At 61.3% G+C, this 21,738-nt stretch carries 16 protein-coding genes; 1 reads left to right on the top strand and 15 read right to left on the bottom strand.

All coding sequences use genetic code 11. The annotated features are described in order from the left end of the window. Positions 1–15: 15 nt before the first annotated feature. From hpnE to ACFE72_RS14505, 4 genes are all read right to left on the bottom strand, one after another. Positions 16–1,263 carry a hydroxysqualene dehydroxylase HpnE gene (hpnE, locus tag ACFE72_RS14520; protein WP_375413806.1) on the bottom strand — a complete coding sequence of 416 codons (1,248 nt, stop codon included), beginning with the start codon at positions 1,261–1,263 and terminating at the stop codon, positions 16–18. Further along, the gene (hpnD, locus tag ACFE72_RS14515; RefSeq protein ID WP_375413805.1) at positions 1,263–2,102 is read right to left on the bottom strand and encodes a presqualene diphosphate synthase HpnD; all 840 of its coding nucleotides are present in this window, start codon (positions 2,100–2,102) and stop codon (positions 1,263–1,265) included. The genes hpnE and hpnD overlap by 1 nt, the downstream gene beginning before the upstream one ends. Beyond that, a complete protein-coding gene (gene hpnC, locus ACFE72_RS14510) occupies positions 2,099–2,977 on the bottom strand; it encodes a squalene synthase HpnC (RefSeq protein ID WP_375413804.1) in 879 nt (292 codons plus the stop codon). The genes hpnD and hpnC overlap by 4 nt, the downstream gene beginning before the upstream one ends. Before the next feature lie 202 nt (positions 2,978–3,179). Further along, positions 3,180–3,413 (bottom strand): hypothetical protein, encoded by a 234-nt coding sequence (locus ACFE72_RS14505; RefSeq protein WP_375413803.1) that lies wholly within the window; start codon positions 3,411–3,413, stop codon positions 3,180–3,182. Positions 3,414–3,885: 472 nt separating this feature from the next. On the opposite strand from ACFE72_RS14505, the gene ACFE72_RS14500 reads away from it, so the two are divergent. Next, the gene (locus ACFE72_RS14500; protein WP_375413802.1) at positions 3,886–4,389 is read left to right on the top strand and encodes a hypothetical protein; all 504 of its coding nucleotides are present in this window, start codon (positions 3,886–3,888) and stop codon (positions 4,387–4,389) included. Between the two features lie 72 nt (positions 4,390–4,461). Here the strand turns inward: ACFE72_RS14500 and ACFE72_RS14495 are convergent, their stop codons facing one another. The 11 genes from ACFE72_RS14495 to ACFE72_RS14445 all read right to left on the bottom strand — a co-directional run. Beyond that, complete coding sequence (locus ACFE72_RS14495; protein ID WP_375413801.1) at positions 4,462–6,846, bottom strand: RND family transporter; 2,385 nt, start codon at positions 6,844–6,846, stop codon at positions 4,462–4,464. 204 nt (positions 6,847–7,050) lie between these two features. Continuing rightward, a complete protein-coding gene (eutC, locus tag ACFE72_RS14490) occupies positions 7,051–7,815 on the bottom strand; it encodes an ethanolamine ammonia-lyase subunit EutC (RefSeq protein ID WP_375413800.1) in 765 nt (254 codons plus the stop codon). Positions 7,816–7,821: 6 nt separating this feature from the next. Next, entirely contained in the window at positions 7,822–9,402 is a 1,581-nt protein-coding gene (locus ACFE72_RS14485; RefSeq protein WP_375413799.1) for a B12-binding domain-containing radical SAM protein, read from the bottom strand. Positions 9,403–9,481: 79 nt separating this feature from the next. Further along, positions 9,482–10,864, bottom strand: a complete 1,383-nt coding sequence (locus tag ACFE72_RS14480) for an ethanolamine ammonia-lyase subunit EutB (RefSeq protein WP_375413798.1) — start codon at positions 10,862–10,864, stop codon at positions 9,482–9,484. A 169-nt stretch (positions 10,865–11,033) separates the two neighbouring features. Beyond that, entirely contained in the window at positions 11,034–12,734 is a 1,701-nt protein-coding gene (locus ACFE72_RS14475) for a methyl-accepting chemotaxis protein (protein WP_375413797.1), read from the bottom strand. 45 nt (positions 12,735–12,779) lie between these two features. Next, positions 12,780–13,247, bottom strand: coding sequence for a cache domain-containing protein (locus tag ACFE72_RS14470; protein WP_375413796.1), 468 nt, complete (start codon positions 13,245–13,247; stop codon positions 12,780–12,782). Positions 13,248–13,404: 157 nt separating this feature from the next. After that, entirely contained in the window at positions 13,405–14,583 is a 1,179-nt protein-coding gene (locus ACFE72_RS14465; protein WP_375413795.1) for an NAD(P)/FAD-dependent oxidoreductase, read from the bottom strand. A 48-nt stretch (positions 14,584–14,631) separates the two neighbouring features. Next, positions 14,632–15,510, bottom strand: coding sequence for a transglutaminase N-terminal domain-containing protein (locus tag ACFE72_RS14460; protein ID WP_375413794.1), 879 nt, complete (start codon positions 15,508–15,510; stop codon positions 14,632–14,634). Beyond that, on the bottom strand, positions 15,507–18,014 hold the full coding sequence (locus ACFE72_RS14455; protein WP_375413793.1) for a circularly permuted type 2 ATP-grasp protein: 2,508 nt from the start codon (positions 18,012–18,014) through the stop codon (positions 15,507–15,509). The genes ACFE72_RS14460 and ACFE72_RS14455 overlap by 4 nt, the downstream gene beginning before the upstream one ends. 19 nt (positions 18,015–18,033) lie before the next feature. Continuing rightward, positions 18,034–21,321: a DUF2126 domain-containing protein gene (locus ACFE72_RS14450; protein WP_375413792.1), complete on the bottom strand. Its 3,288-nt coding sequence runs from the start codon at positions 21,319–21,321 to the stop codon at positions 18,034–18,036. A 227-nt stretch (positions 21,322–21,548) separates the two neighbouring features. Then, positions 21,549–21,738, bottom strand: a 190-nt coding sequence (locus ACFE72_RS14445) for a hypothetical protein (protein WP_375413791.1), incomplete at its 5' end; no start/stop codon positions are given.

The following is a 21,738-nucleotide window of genomic DNA, read 5'->3' as shown; positions in this document are numbered from 1 at the left end:
GCTCGATCCAGATTCTTAATGCATGGCCATCACGAGGTCAGCAGCCCGGTCGCCGGACCGCACCGATCCCTCGATGGTTGCCGGCAATCCGGTATCAGTCCAGTCGCCGGCCAGGAACAGGTTTTTGTATGTGGTGACGGGACCTGGCCGCAGCGCGTTTTGTTCCGGCGTGGCTTCAAAGGTCGCGCGCCGCTCACGCACGATTTGCCACGGCGGCAGATCACCCTGGATGCCCGCCGCCTTGCAGATATCCCGCCAGATCGCCCGCGCGAGTTCTTCGCGCGGCAGTTCCACCAGCCGATCTGCATTGCTGACGGTCACCGACAGCCGTTGCGGAAAAGCGAACAGCCACTCCACCAGCCCGCCAACGACGCCCAGGATCGGAGGTTGATCGCTGGGCGGCTCGAACCGGAAATGTGCGTTGACGATGGCGCGGAATTTCGAGGGAGTTTTCAGCCCCGGCAACAACGCAGCGGCGGCCCGCGGCGGCACCGCCATCACGACGGCTTCGCCGGGGCCGACCGCCACGGTGGCGTCGCCGAACTTCAATTCCCTGACGTTGTTTCCCGACAGCGCGAATTCGCGCAGTTCATGTCCAAACCGGACCGACGCGCCCTTGTCCTGCAACAGCTTGATCGCCGGCTCGACCAGGACCGCGCTTAAACCGTCGCGCGCGATCAAGGGCCGGCAAGCCCGACCGCCGGACAGCAACGTTTCGCGCACCACGGCCCCGGCCAGTCCGGCGGACCCCTCCGGCGGATCGACATTAAGCGCCGCCAGCAGCAGTGGCTGCACCAGTCGCCGGTACAGCGTTCCTTCGCAGCGAATGGTGTCGCCGACCAACCGGCTCTGTCGCGACCATATCAAAGGCGCCAGCGCGAGATAATCCGACAATCCGGTGGCCGGCACGCGGCGGTTGCCGTCCAATACCCACAGCGGCAGCCGGCCGTCGCCAAGATCAAGCTGCCATCGTTGGCCCGAAGCAAGGTCGACGAATGGAAATTGCGCGCTTTTAGGCCCGACCAAGCCGGCTTCGGTGCCGATCGACCTTGCGTAAGCCAGGGCGTGGCGATTGCCTGACAGCAGCAGATGGTTGCCATTATCGATGGTGAGATTGGTCGCCGCGTCGAAGTAGGAGCGGCAGCGTCCGCCGGCCTGCTGGGTCGCTTCGTGGACCTGCACCCTGTATCCTGCGCTGGCCAGCCGGACGGCTGCCGACAGGCCCGAAATTCCCGCACCGATGACGTGGACGTTTCTCTGCATCAGATGAAAGCGTAGCGAAGGAGAATGACGATGCGCGCGGCCCTGTTGAGGCGAACCGGCTCGCGCGGCGGCGAGAACCCGCGGTCGACAAGCAGTTCCAGAATCGCTTGGTAGTATTTGGACATGATGCGTGGCGCGCGCACCACGCGCCGCGCATTGCGGTCCATCACCTCGTCCGCTTTGACAAAATGTGCCCGCGCGCGCGCCGCCAGCGGCAAGCAGACTTTGGGCAATGCGGGATTCGCGATTACTTTCTGCGGATCGCAGCTGGTGATGCCGGCGTGCAGCAAACCTTCGCGCGGAAGATACAGACGGCCGATGCCGGCATCCTCGTCGAGGTCGCGCAGGATATTTGTGAGCTGCAACGCGCGCCCCAGATGATGGGCGAGCAGAATGCCGTCGTCTTGTGCGAGACCAAACACCCGTACCGACAGGCGCCCTACCGCACTGGCGACGCGGTCGCAGTAGAGGTCGAGGGTTGCAAAATCCGGCGCCCGGATATCCGCGGGTACGTCCATCTCCATGCCGTCGACGATGGCTAGAAAATCCTCGCGCTGCAGGCCGAACTTCTGGACCGATGCGGCGTAATCCCGCAGCCTGGCCGGCGGATGGCCCTGATACAGCGCCCCGATATCGTCACGCCACTGCTGAAGCGCGGCCAGCCGCTCCGGCCGTGGGCCGTCGGAATCGGCAATGTCGTCGACCTGCCGGCAGAAGCTGTAGATCTGAAACATCGCGTCGCGCTGCGCGTGCGGCAGAATACGCATCGCCGCGTAGAACGAACTTCCCGATGCTGACCTCTCGAAGGCTGCAGGCTGGCTTGTCATTGGCTGGTTCATGCGCCCGGCGTCGGTCTGGACATCGCAAGGCTGCCCGTCGCGCGACGCCAGATCGCGCCTGCAATGCCGCTCAGGCTGAAGCCGGCCATCGCGGCCTTGCTGAGGTGGACACGTTCGCTGAGGGGATCGCGCACCTTCAGAAGTTGTACGATCTGGCGCGCGTAGGTCTGGATCACGGCGATCTCGCAGGCCAATCGTGCATCGGCGACCTGCAGTTCCAATGAGCAGCCTTCATATAGCAGCGCCGCGTTTCTGCTTGCAAGCTCGTGAAGGCATGACAGCAACGTCCCTGAGGCGCGCGAGGCTCCAAGTTCTTCGGCGGATGCACCATGCCGGGCCATCACATCGCGGGGAATGTAGACGCGGTTGAGTTCCCGGAAATCCTTGCCGCAATCCTGCAAATGATTGTTGATCTGCAGCGCTGCACATATGGCATCCGATGCAGGCCAGGTCGCGGTGCTCTCGCCGTGAACGTCAAGCACGAAACGTCCGACCGGCATTGCCGAATAGGAACAGTAATGGATCAGGTCGTCCCAGTCCTCGTAGCGAAGCTTGGTGACGTCCATTCTAAACGCCGTCAGCAGGTCCCGGGCGTGACGCGGCGGTAAGCCACGCGCCGAAAGGGCATCACGCAAGACCACCGCCTCGTGTTGACGGTCCCCCTGTCCGAGCAGATTTGCCTCAAGCTCGTCCAGCAATCCGAGCTTGGCCTGATTGTCCAGCGACCCATGATCGGCGATATCATCGGCGCTCCTGACGAAATTGTAGAACGCAAGAATTAGCGCCCGGTGACGAGGATGGATGATCCATGACGCGACCGGAAAATTTTCATCGCGATGGGTCTTGCCGGATCGCAGTTCACGCGCGGTGGTCATCGGATCGATTGTACTTGACTGTTGGACATGGCCGTTCCCCGGATGTTCCAATGGAACAGTGGCAGCCGGGATCGCTCGCGGACCCCCATATATGGGAAATTCGCGGGCAAAACCAATGCTATCTCATGGCTTCGGAGAGCACGGCATCCAGTCAGGCAGAAAACCTAGGCGTGAAAGCCAGCGTTCAATGTTATTGAAGAAGTTACTGCCCGTGATTGGTTAGCACCTGAATGCAACCCTTCGTCAACTTCGCACGATTTTGCTGCAAGCACGCCAGAATGGTGAAATCACCCTGATCCATCAGGGAGCGGCAAAAACGCGAAACATCGCGCGAGCAAGCCTTCTGTTCATCTGGCGTGCCGCCACGCTGTTGCGCGATGGCACCAGTCGAAATCGATGCAGACAGCAGCATGAGGGCAAAGAAAAATTTTCGCATTGGATTCCTTCGTTCTGACAAGAGAATTGTGATTCGAGCGCCTAGCACACCAAGGAGGACCGCGCAGCCCACGCGTCGCTTGATGTACCTCAGGTGGGATTGTTCACTTCAAACGCGCGGCTTCGAGGATGGTTCGGATATCCAAAGGCGCTTCCAATTGCGGCTAAATTTACGTCGGACTCACACCGGCCGCATGCCGCGCGACGATTCGCTTCAATAGCAGCAATAACGCATTGATATATATCATTATTATGATTACACCAAGCCTGGGCGGTATCGAAATTCTCGCAGCAGTAAATCCCTTCGCTAGCATCGGCCGATCGGTATGTTTTATAGCGGTCCCTGCGGTCGGCAGAACAGCGGGTGCTCGACCACCACGACCTGGTTGAACCAGATGCAAATCTGCGACACTAAAACTTTGATGCGGCGCGACGTATCTTGGTGAGACGTCATTTTAACGGGAAAGCTCGATATGAAAGTGTTTGGTTCCAAAATTCTGGGGCGGACCATAAAAATTGCCAGCGTCGGCGCCGCATTGATGCTGTCGGCGTCGGCAAGCCAGGCCCAGCCGGCAGCGCCATTTGCCGGTTTCGATGGATCATGGTCCGGCAACGGCACGGTTTCCCTATCCGACGGAACGACCGAGCGCATCCGCTGCAAGGCCAGTTACAAGGTCAACAATACCGGGCTTGGCCTGAAGCAAAACCTTCATTGCGCCAGCGACAGCTACAAATTCGACCTGAGCAGCGATGTCACCAGTTATGGCGACCGTATCTCGGGCAATTGGAGCGAGGCGAGCCGCAATATCTTCGGCAATCTGCAGGGTACGGCTGGCGGCGGACAGATCGAGGTGTTTGTCGAGGCATCGGGATTTGCCGCCAACTTGACGCTTCGTACCACCGGCAACAAGCAGACAGTTCAAATCAGCTCCAAAGGGGAAATCAGAGGCGTCAACATCACGATGACAAAGGGCTGATGCGATTGTCATGGTTATTCCGGGTCTGCGCTCAAGGGCGCATCCGGATGACCCGAGAGCGTTTGCGCCGGACTATTCCGCAGGCTTCGCGTGACCCGCAGTCCCGCGAAGTTTTTGCGACAGGTTGATCAGGAACATTGCCGTCGGCCGCAGGATAAACAGGTCCGCAACCAATGCCGCGACCATCGCGAACGCGCTGAGCCAGCCGAACAGCCGCAGCGACGGCAGATCGGAAAATACCGTCACCACCAGGCCGCAGGCCAGCACCACGGTGGTCAGGATCAGCGCCGGCCCGACCAGCACGGTCGCCCGCTCCACCGCCAGTTCCGGACTGACGCCCGGCGTCATTTCAAGCCTTAGCCGGTTGAGGAAGTGGATCGTGGCGCTTAAGCCCAGCCCGAACGACACGGTAAGCGCGACGACGCTTGCGAACTGCAATCCTTCCCCGAGTAACCACAGCACGGTGCCGGACAATACCACCGGGAAAATCCCCGGCAGAATACACGACAACATCACGACCATCGAACGAAACGCGAGTCCGATAAAGATGGCGACCAGCGCAAATTCGATGGTGAGGCCACGATTGAGCTTCTGGATCATGTTGGCGCTGTTGCGCGCGGCAATCGCCGAAAGACCGGTGACCGCGATTTCGTAGCCCGGATGTGCCTTGCGCACGGTGTCGAGCCCGCGGTCGAGCTTTTCGACGACTGGAAGAATATCGCTGGAATCGAGATCCGGCACCCGGCCCGACACCACCACCGCGTCCTGATCGGCGGAGATGAAACGCCGCACCAGATGCTCGGGAATGACGTTGACATACGCCTTCAGGGTCGCGACATCGGAACTTCCGGCTTTCTCGGCGAGCCAGCGCCGCAGTGTCTCCAGCGACCAGACATTGCCGACGCCGGCCTGTTTCTCGACCAGCGAATGCGCATCGGCGATGGTCTGCAGCGTCTCCGGCGAATAGAGCGAGGCGTCCTTGGGAAACTCGATCAGCACGTCGATCGGATTGGCGCCGGTGAGCTTGGCGTCGAGACGTCCGCTTGCGGCCACCGCCTGCTGCTTGTCAGGCACCTGATCGGCCAGCCGGTAGCGCGGCTCGAGGTTCGCGTAGATGACACCGAGCCCGCCGACGAACAGCAGCGCAAGCAGGCTGAACAGGCCAGGGCGGCCGACCATCCGCACCGCTATCCAGTAACAGAAATTGCGCAGCGCCTGCACGCCGGCATCGGCGCTTTGAAACTTCACCGCGAAAACCTTTTCGTTGCGCACGAACAGGACGCCGAACACCGGCACCAGCGACAACACCGCGATCAGCGCGATGATGGTGGCGGCGAGCCCCGCCTCGCCGAATTTGCGGATCAGGTCGGAGTCGGAGAATTGCAGGGCAATGAACGATATGCCGGCGGTGCCGTGCGTGAGCACGCAGGCCGGTCCGACCACGAGCACGGCGTTCTTGAACGCGGTATATTTGTCCTGCCCGGCGATCAGGCGGTCTCGCGCGGCAAAAGTCAGCTGCATCGAGTCCGAAAAGCTGATCACCATGATCAGCGGCGTCATCACGTTCAGGAACATGTTGAGGTTGAAATTGGCCCAGCCAAGCCCGCCCAGCGCCAGCACGATCGCGATGATCGGCGGAAAGGCCGCCACGACCATGAACGATATCTTGCGGAAGAAGATGATTGCGATGATGCAGCCGGCGAGAATGCCGAGGATATTGTAGGTCAGCCCGTCGCGCTTGACCGCATTGCGGATTTCGAGCTGCATCACAGGCACGCCGGATAATTCGGCGTTGAGATTGCTGCCCTTGAGATCGTCCGCCATCAGCTTGCGGATCTCGCCGATCGTTTTGCTGAGCTTGCTGCTGGAAACGACGTCGGGCTCGAGCGACAGCACGATCAGCGCCAACGTGCCATCTTCGGACAGCAATTTGCCGCGGATGATCTCGTTGGTTTTGACGGTCTCGATGAATTTGTCGTACTCGGCGCCCTGGGGCAGGTCCTGTGGAAACAACGCAGCCGGCAGCTTGCCTGGCGCCGGCGCCTGCCGGGCGGAAAACAGCGAGATCAGGCCGCGAGTACCCTCGACAAGCTGCAGGTCAGTGACCAGATCGCGCACCTTTTCCAGATTGTCGCGGGCCAGCAGCGTTTTGCCCTCGACTACGACCAGGACGTCGAATTCGGTCGCGGGGAAGCGCTTGGTGACCGCTTCGTATTGCCGGTATTCCTTAGAATTGGAGCGGAACAGCTGGCTCAGCGAATCGTCTATCTTGATGCGTTCAATGCCGAAAATCGCCGCAATGAAAAGCACGCCGAGAATGATGCAGGACAGAATCGGCGCCTGAACCGCGATTAGTCCGATCCGCTCGAGCCCGAAAGCGATGCTGTCCGTCGGCCGCCGTTCTATTTTTTCGGCTTGTTCGACGTGGACCTCACTGTCGCTGTTCTTTTCGAGCATGCCTTATCCAATTCTTACGTCGACTCAGCCTGTACCCTGGTTCCGGGGCGTGAATGAGGCTGAAAGCCGCGCCGGATCGGGCGCTAGCCCTTGAAAACATGCATTAAATCGCCGCGACGGGTGTGTAGCAGGTCTAGGTGACATCTCGCAAGTGCGAGGCAGCAGCAATCTGGTGCACTCGACGGCTTTGGAGCTTGATTTGGTTCATGCCGGCTCGATACGAGCCTGACCGCTGCTTTCATCCTTCAGCGCGACACCGGTCACTTGCCGAGCCAGCCCTTCCCGGATCAGCCAGGCGATCTTGAAGGCGGCCTCGTCATGGCTCAGCCCCGACGAATGGATATTGGAGACGCAGTTGCGTTCGGCATCCATACGGCCGGTTCGGGGCGCGAAAGTCAGATAGGCCCCTACGCTGTGGGGAGCGGACAGGCCCGGCCGTTCGCCGATCAACATTACGGCCATGCGTGCGCCAAGCAGCGCGCCGATCTCATCGCTCAAAGCGACCCGCGCACCGGAGGCGACAATGACGGGGCCGAGTTGGATTTTGCCGATAGCTAACCGCGAGACAAGAGCGCGTACCAGTTCGACCGCCTGCACGGTGACCGCCGACGGCGACAAGCCATCGCCGATGACGATGGCAAGATCGCATGGAACGCGCGAACCGTCCGCCAACAGACCCTGCGAGGCCGCGTCGAGCTTGCGTCCAAGATCGGGGCGCCGCAGATAATCCTTGCGGCTTCGTGCGCGGCTCGAAACCCGCAATGTCTGCAAGCCCAGCGCGTCGAGGCCGGCAATGATGGCCGAAATATCGAAGCCGGCATGAACGGCGTCACGGGCGCGGGCGTGATCAAGCATGAACGCAAGCAGTGCGGACGTCGGCAGGCTGGCGCCGGAACGGCCCAGCCCGACCCGCGCCGGGGTCAGATGCCGCAGATCGCGCAACCCTGGGGATGGCGGGGGCGTTTTCAAGGGCTGTTATTCGGCAGGAACCGATGCCTCGCGCAGCCGTATCGAATAATTTGACGCGTTCTGCTGACCGCTGGAGGCATCGCGCGCGAACATGATCAGGTGGTGCGCAACGAGGATCGAACTGATGAGATATTCGATCTGGCCGCGCGCCAGCCGCCGCAGCGCGAATTTCCAGAACTGCCATTTGTAGTCGCCGAGCACGCCGACCTTCCAGAAGATGTTGCGCAGCATGGTCAGGCCGAGTTTGACGTTCGCCCACGTCGCCTGTTGCGGCGTACGTACATGGATCCGCTTCGGATAGGTTTCGCGGATCTGATACTCGTAGCGCTCCAGCAGTTTTTCCGGTTCGTAGGCGCTGCCCATGCAGGCGCGCCACGTCGTCACCACGTCGTCGTAGGGTAACCGGAAATCCACGTTGGAATCGCGGCCTTCGTCCTCGATCAGGCGGCCTTCCTTTTGCAGCCGGTCCCACAGCGGCGTTTGCGGCAGCGCTTGCAAAAGATTGATGGTCAGCAGCGGAATTTGCGATGCATCGATGAATTCGAGCAGATGCTGCCCGGATTCTGGCTTGTCGGTGTCTAGGCCCAAAATGATGCCGGACACGACCTCCATGCCGTAATTGTTGAGGGTATGAATGGCTTCCATGATGGGAACCATCATGTTGTGGTCTTTCTTCATCGCCTTCAGCGCGACCGGGTCGGGCGTCTCGATGCCGCAGAAGATGGTGGCGAAGAAGGCCTCACGCATTTGCGACAGGATTTCAGGGCGCTTGGCGATGTTGAGCGTCGCTTCGCAGGAGAAGCGAAGCACAAAGCCGGTACTCTTCTGCCATTCGATCAGATGCGGCAGCAGGTCGAGCGCGGCCTTGCGGTTGCCGATGAAATTGTCATCGACGAAGTAGACCGAGCCGCCAATTCCGCATTCGAGCAGTTTGTCAAGTTCCGCAGTGATCTGCTGCGGCGTTTTCAGGCGCGGATTGCGTCCGTACAGCCCAGGAATGTCGCAGAACTCGCACTGATAGGGACAGCCGCTGGAATATTGAATGCTGCCCAGAAAATAACGTTTGATCTCGGCGAGTTCGTAGGCCGGAATCGGAAATTTGGTCATATCGAGCCGGTCGGCGGTTTTCAGCACCACCTGATGTTCCGGCCGCGACGGATCCCGCGCAAGCCGCGCGATCAGGTCGTCGGTGGCGTCGCCGAGTTCGCCGACATGCAGATAGTCGAACGAGGGATAGTAGTCCGGGCATGCTGAAACCGACGGCCCGCCGATCGCCACAGCCAGATCGAAGGCATGGGCGCGACGACAGATATCATTCATCTGCTGGCGCTGGATGTGCATGCCGCTGACGAACACGGCCTCGGCCCATTCGAAGTCTTCCTGCGTCGCCAGGCGGATGTTTTCGTCGACGAAGCGCACCGGCCAGTGCGCCGGCATGTAGGCCGCGATCAGCAAAATGCCCTGCGGCGGCATGAAGGCCTGCACGCCTGCTAAGGGATAGGCATATTCGAAGGTGCCGAATGACGGCGTATAGCGCGGAAAGACGCACAGGATGCGCCGTACAGTCTCTATGCCCTCAGCTCTCATCGAAGTTCCCATGCCACCAGAAGCATTCTAAGCACGACAGCGGAGGCTGGGCTACAAATTCCTCAACATTGTGGCAGCGTCAGGCAATCAACGGCAATGCAAAATCGGGCAGCAGCCCCTCGCCTCCCACCAGCCGGAAATCGGCCCCCGCGAGGCCTGTGCGGAACAACCATTCGTCAAATTCAGGCGCCCGCTTCAGGCCGAACAGGTCGCGGACATAAAGCGCATCGTGAAACGAACTGGACTGGTAATTCAGCATGACATCGTCGGCGCCGGGCACACCCATGATGAAGGTGACGCCGGCCGCCGCAAGCAGCGTCAGCAGATTGTCCATGTCATCCTGATCGGCTTCAGCATGGTTGGTATAACAGACATCGACGCCGAGCGGCAGGCCAAGCAGCTTGCCGCAGAAATGGTCCTCCAGCCCGGCGCGGATGATTTCCTTGCCGTCATAAAGATATTCCGGGCCGATGAAGCCCACCACGCTATTGACCAGCAGCGGATCGAAGGCACGGGCGACGCCGTAAGCCCGGGCTTCAAGGGTCTGCTGATCGACGCTGTGATGGGCGTTGGCCGATAGCGCCGAGCCCTGCCCGGTTTCGAAGTACATCACATTGCTGCCGACCGTGCCGCGGCGCAGCGACAGTCCGGCTTCGCGCGCTTCTTTCAAGAGCGCGAGGTCGATTCCGAAGCTGTTGTTGGCGATCTCAGTCCCGGCGACGGACTGGAACACCAGATCGACGGGAAGACCCTGATTGATCAACTCAAGCGTTGTCGTAACATGCGCCAGCACGCAGCCTTGGGTCGGAATCTGAAGCCGCGAAATAATGTCGTCAAGCAACCGCACCAGTCCTCCCAATACCCGCGGATCGTCGCTGGCCGGATTGATCCCGATGCAGGCATCGCCCGATCCGAGCATGATGCCGTCGAGAATGGACGCGATGATTCCCTTGGCGTCGTCAAACGGATGATTGGGTTGCAGCCGCACACTCATGCGCCCGCGCAGGCCGATGGTGTTACGAAAGCGCGCGATGACATCGCATCTCTTCGCGACTAGAATCAGGTCCTGGTTGCGCATCAGTTTTGAGACCGCTGCCGCCATTTCCGGGGTTATGCCCCGAGCAACCTGTGCCAGCGCAGTCGATGTCGCCGCGTCCGACAGCAGCCAGTCGCGGAAGGCACCGACCGTCAGCGCGGAAATTGCGGCAAAGGCCGCCGTGTCGTGGCTGTCGATGATCAGCCGCGTGACCTCGTCGTCTTCGTAAGCCACCACGGTTTCGTGCAGGAATTGCCGGAGGGGGACATCCGCCAGCGCCATTCGCGCCGCGATCATTTGCTCCGCCGTGTCCGCGGCAATACCCGCCAGCCGATCACCGGAGCGAGACGGCGTGGCCTTGGCCAGCAGATCGCGCAGGTCATCGAAGACATATGAGTGCGCACCGATGACGTGGCGGTAGATCATGACAGCACTAACCTCGTAGGCGGATTAGCGCAGCGTAACCCGCCGCGGGAAAACTGGAAATGAAATGGTGGATTGCGCCTGCGCTAGCCGCCCTACGTACTGACCGGCAAAGATGCGGATGGCCGGGACACGCCTGGCCATGACGAAGGAGAATGCCTGTTTGAGACGTCTAAGCAGCTCGCACCGTCGCCAGGAACTTGATGACCTCGGCCTTGAGGCGCTTGTTCTCATTCGACAGCAGTTGTGCCGACGACAGTACCTGCGACGACGCCGAGCCGGTGTCACCCGCACCGCGGTTGACATCGGCAATCGAGGTTGCGACCTGCGTGGTGCCGATCGCCGCCTGCTGCACGCTGCGGGCGATTTCCTGGGTAGCCGCCCCCTGTTGCTCGATGGCGGCTGCGATGGTCGCGGCGATTTCCGACACCTTGCCGATGGTGCCGCTGATTTCCTTGATTGCGACCACCGATTCCCGCGTCGCCGCCTGCATCCCGGCGATTTGCCTGGAGATTTCGTCGGTCGCCTTCGCGGTCTGCGAAGCCAGCGCCTTAACCTCCTGAGCCACCACCGCAAAGCCCCGCCCTGCTTCGCCGGCGCGGGCGGCTTCGATGGTGGCGTTAAGAGCCAATAGATTGGTCTGCTCGGCGATGGTGGTGATCAGCTTGGTGACGTCGCCGATCCGATTGGCGGCAAGCGACAAATCCGCAATGCGCGCATCGGTCTTCTCCGCCTGATCCACCGCCTCGGTGGCAATACGGTTGGAATCCAGCACTTGGCGGCCGATCTCATTGATGGATGTGGTCATTTCCTCGGTCGCGGAGGCCACTGACTGCACGTTGGCCGAGGTTTCTTCTGATGCCGCCGCCACCACGCCCGAGAGTTGCTGGGTCGCCGCGCTGCTCCGGGTCAGGACCATGGCGGAGTTTTCCAGTTCGTTCGAGGCCGAACTGACGTTCTCGATGATATTGCCGACGGCGGTCTCAAAACTGTCTGCCAGATTGTGCAGCTCGACGCGGCGGACCGCTGCCAGCTCACGCGCCTTTTCCTCACGCTCAAAGGTTTCGCGTTCCGCCTTGGCAATCGCCTGCACTTTGAACTCCTCGACGGCCTGGGCCATCTGGCCGACCTCGTCGTTGCGCCCAAGTCCCGGCAATTGCACGTCAAAATTTCCGATCGCAAGCTCGCGCATGGCCTTGGACATCGCCGTCACCGGCCGGGAAATATTGCGCCCGACCACAAATGAAGCGACGGTACCGGCTAGGGCCACGCCAAGAAGGATCAAGGTCAGCATCGTTTGCTGCTGGTCAAGTTTGATGCCGGCGCGGGCGATCTCTCGATCTTTGCCGTCGCTGCTTGCAGTAATCAATTCGTCGATGAGCTTCTCGATGTCGAGGAAATTCCGCTCCGCGCCCTTGATGAACATAAGTGCCGATCCGGCGTCGCCGTCGGCCATCTCGATCGCGTTTTTCGACTGCTTCAGGTAGCCTGCGACAGCCGCTTTCAGTTTCTCAAAGGTTTCCTGTCTGATCGCGCCCTGATTGCCCTCGACCGCCTTCAAGACGTCCGAAATCTTCGCGGCTGCGGCGGAAGCGTCCTTGGCGACGGCCTGGACCTTCTTTTCATCCTTCTCGTTGGCCGCGGTGGCCGCCAGCCGATAGAGCTTGGCGTGCGCGATCCACACCGCGGTGTTGAGATCGGTCGCCAGTTCAGATTGCCGCACCGGACCTGCCATCAGCGCATCGACGCTGGCCTGATTGAAGCGCAGGGTTTGCAAAGCGTAGGCGCCGAGCCCTACCAGCACCACGATCAAGAAGGCCGGCGCGATCTGGACCTTCCAGGACAGGCCGATGTTTCTTATCCAGTTCAGCATATCAACCCTTTGAGGTGCGCGTTCGCAAGCGGTCGCGACTGCGAGTCAGAGCTTGTAGATGCCCGCGCACACTGCGGTATCGTTCAGCTTCTCGCAGTACATTTGCTTGGGTTCAACTTTTTTGCTGACGGGGTTGACGAATTTGTAGTCCTGCCAGAACGACCCCTGCTTGCTGGCGAGTTCGACTCGTTCCTTGACGTAAAGTTTGCCGTCCACGTCCTGGGCGTCGATCATATCTTTGCCAACGAACTTTTCGTTCGACCCGTGCGCCAGCACCTTGCCGTCGAGCTGATAGACCACGACGTAGAGATCGCGGTCGATAAACTTGCCGGCTTTGTTGCTGATTTCGGGATAGGCCTTGTCGGGTCCCTGGTCTTTGATGAAGGCGGTGGCCTTTTTCACCATGGCTATGGCGTCATCCTTGCCCGCCCCATCAGCCGCGACGGCAACGCCCGCAAAAACGATCGAGGCGCCTATAGCGGAAACAAAATGTGTGAATGCCCTGGCTTTCATGTTCAACCTCCGGATGGTTTTAGCGGCCCATAAAGCCGCACACGGGAGAATTCGCATAAAACAGGAAACCGTCCGTTAACATTGTCCGCGCGGGGGGCCAGGATGGCCAATTTAGCGCCCGAGACGCGCAAGCACCACCTCCTCACCATCGGTGTCGTTAGACGTGCCGGCCTGCTGCATGACCGGAGGACCAGGCCCACTGAAAATTGAAGCCTCCAAGATGGCCGGTGACGTCGACCACTTCGCCGATGAAATACAGTCCGGGCACCGATTTCGCCTCGAATGTCTTTGACGACAGCCCGGCGGTGTCGACGCCGCCGAGCGTCACCTCCGCGGTCCGGTAGCCTTCAGTCCCGCTGGGCCGGACGTGCCAGGCCTTCACTGCCAAAGTAGCCTGCACCAGCAGCTTGTCGGGAAAATCTGCCAGCCGGTCCGGGCCGCCCACGGTATTCGCGATGGTCTGGGCGAGCCGCCTTGGGAGAACGCCGCTCAACGCCGTGGCCGGCTCCTGCCGGGGATGGTCGCGGCGCAGCTGCTTCAGGAACGCGAGCACATCGCGCTCCGGGGCCAAGTCGATGGCGATATCTTCGCCTTCGCGCCAGTAGGACGATATCTGCAAAATCGCCGGACCGCTCAATCCGCGATGCGTGAACAGCAGTGCCTCATCGAAACGGGTCTTGCCGCAGTTCACAACGCAATCGACGGAAACGCCGGACAGGCCGCCGAATTGCGCCAGCAGGCGCGCGTCGAAGGTAAGCGGCACCAGCGCCGCGCGCGGTGTTACGATCGGGAGAGCGAATTGCTCGGCGATTTTGTAGCCGAATCCGCTGGCACCGAGTTTAGGAATTGACGGTCCGCCGGTTGCGATTACCAGGGATCGGCAACGAAACTCGCCTTGATCGGCAACGACGGCAAAGCCGCCCTCGTTTTTAGTGATCGCGGAGATGCGCACACCGAGACGCAAATGCGCGCTCTGGCATTCATGCAGCAGCATGTCGATGATCTGCCGCGAGGATCCATCGCAGAATAGCTGGCCGCGGCTCTTCTCGTGCCATGCGATGCCGTGTTTCTCGACCAGGGCGACGAAATCATGCTGGGTATATCCGTTGAGCGCCGAATGGCAAAATCGGGGATTTCCGGACAGGAAATTCGCCGCCGACGTGTGCAAATTGGTAAAATTGCATCGCCCGCCGCCGGAGATACGAATTTTTTCAGCCGGATGCCTGGCCTGCTCCAGCACCAGCACCGAGCGGCCGCGCTTACCCGCGATGCCGGCACACATCAGCCCCGCGGCACCCGCCCCTAGAATGATGACGTCATGGTCACCCTTGGGCATGATCGTTTTCTGAAAACCAGATTACACTTTTCGGAATCATGCCTCCGTTCATTCCACCAGCAGCACATCCACTGCAACGCCAAGCTTCTGCTTGCGCGAGCCCACGATCACGCCGTCCACCGGCGATACGTCGGAAAAATCCCGCCCGACCGCGAGAACGATGTGGTCGTTCTCGACCAAAAGATCGTTGGTCGGATCAAACCCCACCCAGCCGACCTCCTCGCCGCACCAGACCGAAACCCATGCATGGGTGGCGTCTGCACCCTGCAGACGCGGCTTGCCTGGTGGCGGAATGGTACGCAAATAGCCTGAGACATAAGCCGCCGGCAGCCCGAGGCCGCGGAGGCCTGCGATCATGGCATGGGCAAAATCCTGGCACACGCCATGACGTTTCTCGAACACCTCCTGCATCGGCGTGGAGATCACCGTCGCTTTCGGATCGTATTTGAATTCGGTGCGGATGCGGTGCATCAGGTCGACCGCACCCGCCAGGATCCCGCGCCCAAAAGGAAAGCTTTCCGCAGCGTAGGCGGTGCCGAGATCGAGCACCGGCACCAGCGGACTCGCAAAGACGTAGCCGATCGGCGACGCGGCCCCCAATGTATTGGCTTCGAACGCCGCCTCGCGGACGCTTTCCCATCCAGGACTGGCGGCGGCGCGCTGTGGCGCATGACGGGATATCGTGACCCGCGAACGGGAATCGATGCGCAAGGTGCGGTGCGGCGTTTCGATCAGCACGCTCTCAATGTGCGTTCCGAAAAAGTCGGAGCGTGCGGTTCGATCCGCAGGCCGCGGCCTGATGTCGACGACATGCGATACCAGTTGCTGGCCGTCGCCGCTTTTCGGTTCCAGCCGCAGCGAACAGCGCGCGAAGCTGACCGGGCTATCATAGCTGTATGTCGTGACATGGCGGATTTCGTAGATCACGCGAGGCCGGTCAGTTTCTCGGGCCGGCTCGCGCTGGCGCCGTGCGGGAAATAATGCGAGCCAATGGCGTCGGCGAGTGTAAGCAAATCCTGTTCCAGCGCGAACAACGATTTGGTATCGAGTTCAGCGGCGTCACCCGTGGTCAGTGTCGCCCGCAGCGCGACCGCAAGGCGCTGCGGACGCTCGATCAATCCGCCCTCTTTCAAAGCCGGCAGGCTGGCGATGTGATCGTTCAGTGCCGAGACCTGGAACGCGACCGACCTTGGATTATAGGGATCGAGGACCACGAGATCGCGCACCGGGGCCAGCAGGGGCGCTATGAGATAGCGCGAACGATAAGTGATCTGGCAATCCACCAGCGTCAGCAGGATGTCGAGGTCTTCTTCGTCAGCCTCTTCATAGGCGAACTGCCGCGCGAAGCGTGCGGTGTTGATGGAGCGCTCGGCTCTGCGGCCCATGTCAAGAAAGCGCCAGCCGGCGGCGCGGTTCATATTCTCTTGGCTAAGCCCGGAGAACGTCGCAAGCTCACGCAGCGTCAGTTCGGCAGCGCTGACCACGCCGTCGTCATCGTGGACAGCCTCAGACAGCCGCGCTGCCATCTCGGTAATGACCTGCCAGGCATCCGGCGACAACCGTTCACGCAGCGAAGCTGCCGTTCGCAGCGCGGAGCGAACCAGCGACAGCGCCGAGCCAAACTTGTCGGCGGCTTGCAGCGCTTCGGTTGCGATCCGTGCCGTCTGCGAGCGCGCGCCCGATGACGTCGCGCCCCAGGTCACCAGCAACCGCGCGATCCGCTCCACCGAATGCTGCGAGGTCGCGGCGCGGTTGTGGTCGCGCTGCAGGCCGAGCGCGCGTACCAGCCGCAACGTCGCTTCGGCCCGTTCAAGATAACGTCCGAGCCAGAACAGATTGTCGGCGGCCCGGCTCGGCAATACGCCGGCGACGCGCCTGATCCGCACGCTGTCCGAGGCCGGCAGCAGCGTCGTGGTCGAAACCGCCTTGTCGGACACTACCCAAACGTCGGCCGCGCGGGTGCCATCGCCCATCGAAACCGCGCGCGCATCGAGCTGGTCGGCGATCCGGCAGAAGCCACCGGGCATCACCGTCCAGCCATCCTGCGTGGCCGCCGCGAAGACCCGCAGCACGAACGGCCGCGGCGTGATGCGGCCATTTTCCCACACCGGCGTCGTCGACAGTCGCACCAGTTCCTGTCCGACAAAATCGATGCCGCGATGTTCGATCGCTGCCTTCAGCCGATTGCGCTCATTGACGGAAAGCTCGGAAGCCAACACCGGGCCGTTGCCGGGAAAACCGGGAACGCCCCGGACGTAGGCGCCCTCGATCGCGAAATCGTCGAGCTGCGACAGTACTTGCTCGCGCGCCGATTTCTGCCCGCACCACCACGTTGCGATGTGCGGGATCTTGAGCTCTTCGCTGAAAAAGCGCCGGCTGAGACTGGGCAGGAAACCCAGCAGCGCGCGCGCTTCCATGACACCCGAACCCGGCATATTGGCAACGACGACGCCGTTCTTGCGGATTACGTCGATCAGGCCGGGCACCCCAAGCTGTGAGGAGGCGTTGAGTTCGAGCGGATCGAGAAAGTTGGCGTCCACCCGGCGCAGCAGCACGTCGAGCCGCTTCAATCCGGCCACAGTACGGATATGAATGCGGTCACCGCTGACGGCGAGGTCGTCGCCCTCGACCAGCAGGAATCCGAGATAGCGCGCCAGCGTGGCGTGCTCGAAATAAGTTTCGCTGAAGCTGCCCGGAGTGAGCAATCCAATGCGCGGCTCGTCGCGGTCGGCGCTGGCGCGCAGGCTTTCGCGAAACGCTTCAAAGAACGGCGCTACCCGCTCGACCTTCATGGATTTGTAAAGAGAAGCAAAAGCGCGCGACAACACCAGCCGGTTCTCCAGCGCATACCCGGTCCCTGAAGGCGCTTGCGTGCGATCGTTCAAGACCCACCAGCGTCCGTCGGGGCCGCGGCCGATGTCGGCGGCATAGAGATTGAGGTAACGCCCGCCGGGCGGCTTGATGCCGCATACCGGGCGCAGATATTCGGTGCTGCCGGCAATCGCCGCCGCCGGGACCGCGCCTTCCGCGACGAGTCGGCCCTCGCCATAGAGATCGTTCAGCACGAGTTCCAGCAACTCCGCGCGCTGCACGATGCCGACGCACAATTGCTGCCATTCCGCCTCGCCAACCAGCAGCGGCAGGTGGCTCAGCGGCCACAGCTTTTCGGCAGTTTCGCCGGGTGGACGGTAAGTAACGCCGGCCTCGCGCAGATGCCGGTCCGCCGCGCCAAACCGCCGTTCAATATCCGCCGGGGTTAGCGCTGCAAACGCTTCAAAAAAACGGGTCCAGACCTCGCGGGGCGCGCCATCCTGCGCGATATATTCGTCCGGAATCCCTGGCAGGCGGATGTAGTCGCGGGTCCATTGCGCCACGCGGCGATGTCCCGGGCGGACTTTGCTCCCCTGACTGCTTCCGGTTTGCCCCACCATCCGATTCTTCTAGCACATTTCAATGGCGAAGCGGCGTCCGCAAGTCGAGGGTCAAAGGGAATTCGTAAGAGCGCTCCTCGCGCGACGGATCAATCTTGCCGGGTGTATGGCCGTGGTCCTGGAACCGAGCCAGCCGGCGAGCCTCGGCCTCGTAGGAATTGACCGGCTTGGTATCGTAGCTGCGTCCGCCGGGATGGGCGACATGGTAGACGCAGCCGCCCAGCGACCGCCCATTCCACATATCGACAATGTCAAAGGTCAGTGGCGCATGCACCGGAATGGTCGGGTGCAGGCCTGATGCCGGCTGCCATGCCTTGAAGCGGACGCCGGCGACCGCTTCGCCGGAACGACCGGTCTGCGTCATCGGCATCCGCCTGCCGTTGCAGGTGACGACATGGCGACCTTCGACAAAGCCGGAGGCCTTGACCTGCAGCCGCTCGACCGATGAATCCACATAACGCACGGTGCCGCCGGCGGAGCCTTCCTCGCCCAGCACATGCCACGGCTCCAGCGCCTGCCGGACTTCCAGCGCTACGCCACCGTGATGAACCATGCCGAACGCCGGAAAGCGAAATTCGAGCTGCGCCTCGTACCATTCCGGCGAAAAATCGTAGCCGGATGCCTTGAGTTCAGCGAGGACGCCCAAAAAATCTTCCCAGAGGAAATGCGGCAGCATGAAACGATCGTGCAGCGTGGTGCCCCAGCGCACGAAATTGCCATCCTGCGGCTCGCGCCACAATTTCGCGATCAGCGCTCGAATCAACAACTGCTGCGCCAGTGACATCCGCGGATCGGGCGGCATCTCCAGTGCGCGAAATTCGACCAGACCAAGCCGGCCGCTGGTGCCGTCCGGGGAATAGAGTTTGTCAATGCAGATTTCGGCGCGATGGGTGTTGCCGGTGATATCGACCAGGATGTGCCGGAACAATCGGTCCACCAGCCACAGCGGAGCCTTTGTTTCCGCCGATGGCACATGCGCCAGCGCGATCTCCAGTTCATAAAGGCCGTCATGCCGCGCCTCGTCGATGCGCGGCGCCTGGCTGGTCGGCCCGATGAACATGCCGGAAAACATGTAGGACAGCGACGGATGCCGCTGCCAGTACAACACCAGGCTCTTCAGCAGATCCGGGCGGCGCAAGAACGGTGAATCTGAAGGCGTTCCGCCGCCGACCACCACGTGATTGCCGCCGCCCGTGCCGGTATGCCGTCCATCGACGAGGAACCTGTTGGCGCCGAGACGGACCTGCGCTGCGTCTTCGTAAAGCCCGAACGTGATATCGACGGCTTCACGCCAGCTTTGCGCCGGCTGGATGTTGATTTCGATCACGCCGGGATCGGGCGTCACCTTTATCACTTCGACGCGCGGATCGAACGGCGGCGGGTAACCCTCGACATGCACCTGCATCTGCATCTCTTCGGCGGTGGCTTCTACCGCCGTGACCAGTTCGAGATAATCCTCCAGCCGCTCCACCGGCGGCATGAAGGCGCACAGGATGCCGTCGCGTATTTCGATCGACATCGCGGTGCGCACGCCGCCGCGCTTGAGCTGCTGTTCCTGCACTTCCTGCGCCGGGGCGCCTTCGGTCATCGCGGTGTGATCATAAACCGGCAGCGCCTCGCGCGGCTCAAGCGGGTCCTGCTCGACGATGTAGGGATATTCCTCGGCGGAAATGTGCGGCAATGACGCAATCGGCAGCCGCAAGCCAAGCGGCGAATCACCGGGAGTCAGGAACAAATTGCCGCGACGCAGCTTCCAGCGCTCGCTCTTCCAGCGCGTGGATGATTTGCCGGCGTCGGCATTCCAGCGCTGGATCGGCAGCACAAAACCTTTGGGCACGTTGAGCCCCTGATCGAACACCCGTGCCATGCGCGAGCGCTCTTCCGGATCCGACAGTTTTGAGTCGCTGGGGTCGACATTCGGCGGCAACGCGGCTTCCTTCTGCAGCCAGTGCGACGGGTCTTCGAACGCCGGCAAGATAAACTCGGAAGCCACGCCAAGTTTTTTCGCTGCACTTTCCGCGAACCGTTCGGCATCCGCGACTCCGGCCTTGTGCGGCCCTTGGATCGTCGCGATCAGATCGGGATTCTTCCAGATCGGCACGCCGTCCTTGCGCCAGTACAGTCCAAAGGCCCAGCGCGGCAGGCTTTCGCCGGGATACCACTTGCCCTGGCCGTAATGCAGCAGCCCCCCCGGCGCGAACCGTGTGCGCATCCGCCGGATCAGGTCGTCGGCGAGGCCGCGCTTGGTCGGGCCGACCGCGGCGATATTCCATTCCGGCGATTCGAGATCATCGATCGAGACGAAGGTCGGTTCGCCACCCATGGTCAGGCGAACGTCACCAGCCTTGAGGTCGGCGTCGACCTGCTCGCCCACCTTGTCGAGGCGCGCCCAGGCATCGTCTGAAAAGGGTTTGGTGATCCGTGGCGCTTCGCGGATGCGCCTGACGTTCATTTCGAAACCGAACTTGACTTCCGCAAAGCCGGCGCTGCCTGAGATCGGCGCGGCGGAGCGATAATGCGGCGTCGCGGCGACGGGGATATGGCCCTCGCCGGTCAGCATGCCCGAGGTGACGTCAAACCCGATCCAGCCGGCGCCTGGAAGATAGACTTCCGCCCAGGCGTGCAGATCGGTAAAATCGTTTTCGACCTCGCGCGGCCCCTCCACCGGATCGATGTCGGGACGCAGTTGAATGAGGTAGCCGGAGACGAAGCGCGCGGCGAGTCCGAGGTGCCGCAGGGTTTGAATCAAAAGCCACGCGGAGTCGCGGCACGATCCCGCCCCCGACGCCAGCGTCTCTTCCGGGGTCTGGATGCCGGGCTCCATGCGGATGATGTAGCGGATCTGATCGCGCAGTTTCGCGTTGAGGTCGACCAGGAAGTTGACCGTGCTGGGGGCTTCCCGGGGAATGCCTTGGAGATAGTTTGCGAGCAACGGTCCCGGCTCAATGGTCGCGAGATATGGCGCGAGCTCGGTCTCGAGATCGGCGGTATAGGCGAACGGAAAACTTTCGGCATAAGACTCGACGAAAAAATCGAACGGATTGATCACGGTCATCTGCGCCGTGAAGTCGACTTCGACCTTGAGTTCGGTCACTTTTTCCGGAAACACGAACCGAGCCAGCCAGTTGCCTTGCGGATCCTGCTGCCAGTTCACAAAATGATTGGAAGGCGTCACCTTGAGCGAATAGCTCAGGATGGGCGTACGCGTGTGCGGCGCGGGGCGCAGGCGGATGGTTTGCGGACCGAGATCGATTGGACGGTCGTAGGTGTAATGCGTAACGTGGTGTAAAGCGACGAAGATCGACAAGTTGGCAACTCCAGCGGCGTTTTTAAGCAGAACATCGGAACCGGCGAGGATCAAGCACTAACAACGGGCAAAGTTGCCTATTGGAAGGCGCTGACGCCGATAACTCGCCGTCTTGCGCGGGCCTGGGGTTACCTTGACCATTTTTGTTTCTTCTCAGTGGAGTTGACCGACTGTGAAATTTGCTCATTTGCATTGGCTGTAATATTTCAGCTCTTGCAGGCAGTTCACTAGCCCTTGATGATGAGTCTGTTCCAGTTTTCGAGAGCTGCGTAGATGCGCCAGCGCCTGCGCGGTAATGACAGCGGGTACGGGTCGAGGCTTCCTGATTTTCGATTCACAGCTTCAAACAGCGCAAGTTTCCGCGATCTCGCGGCGCCATGCGCCCGAGGTTTGCCAGTGAACGTCCCGCCCTCTTCG

The organism is uncultured Bradyrhizobium sp. (assembly GCF_964252615.1).
Lineage (GTDB): Bacteria > Pseudomonadota > Alphaproteobacteria > Rhizobiales > Xanthobacteraceae > Bradyrhizobium.
This window is presented reverse-complemented; position numbering and strand designations above follow the sequence as displayed.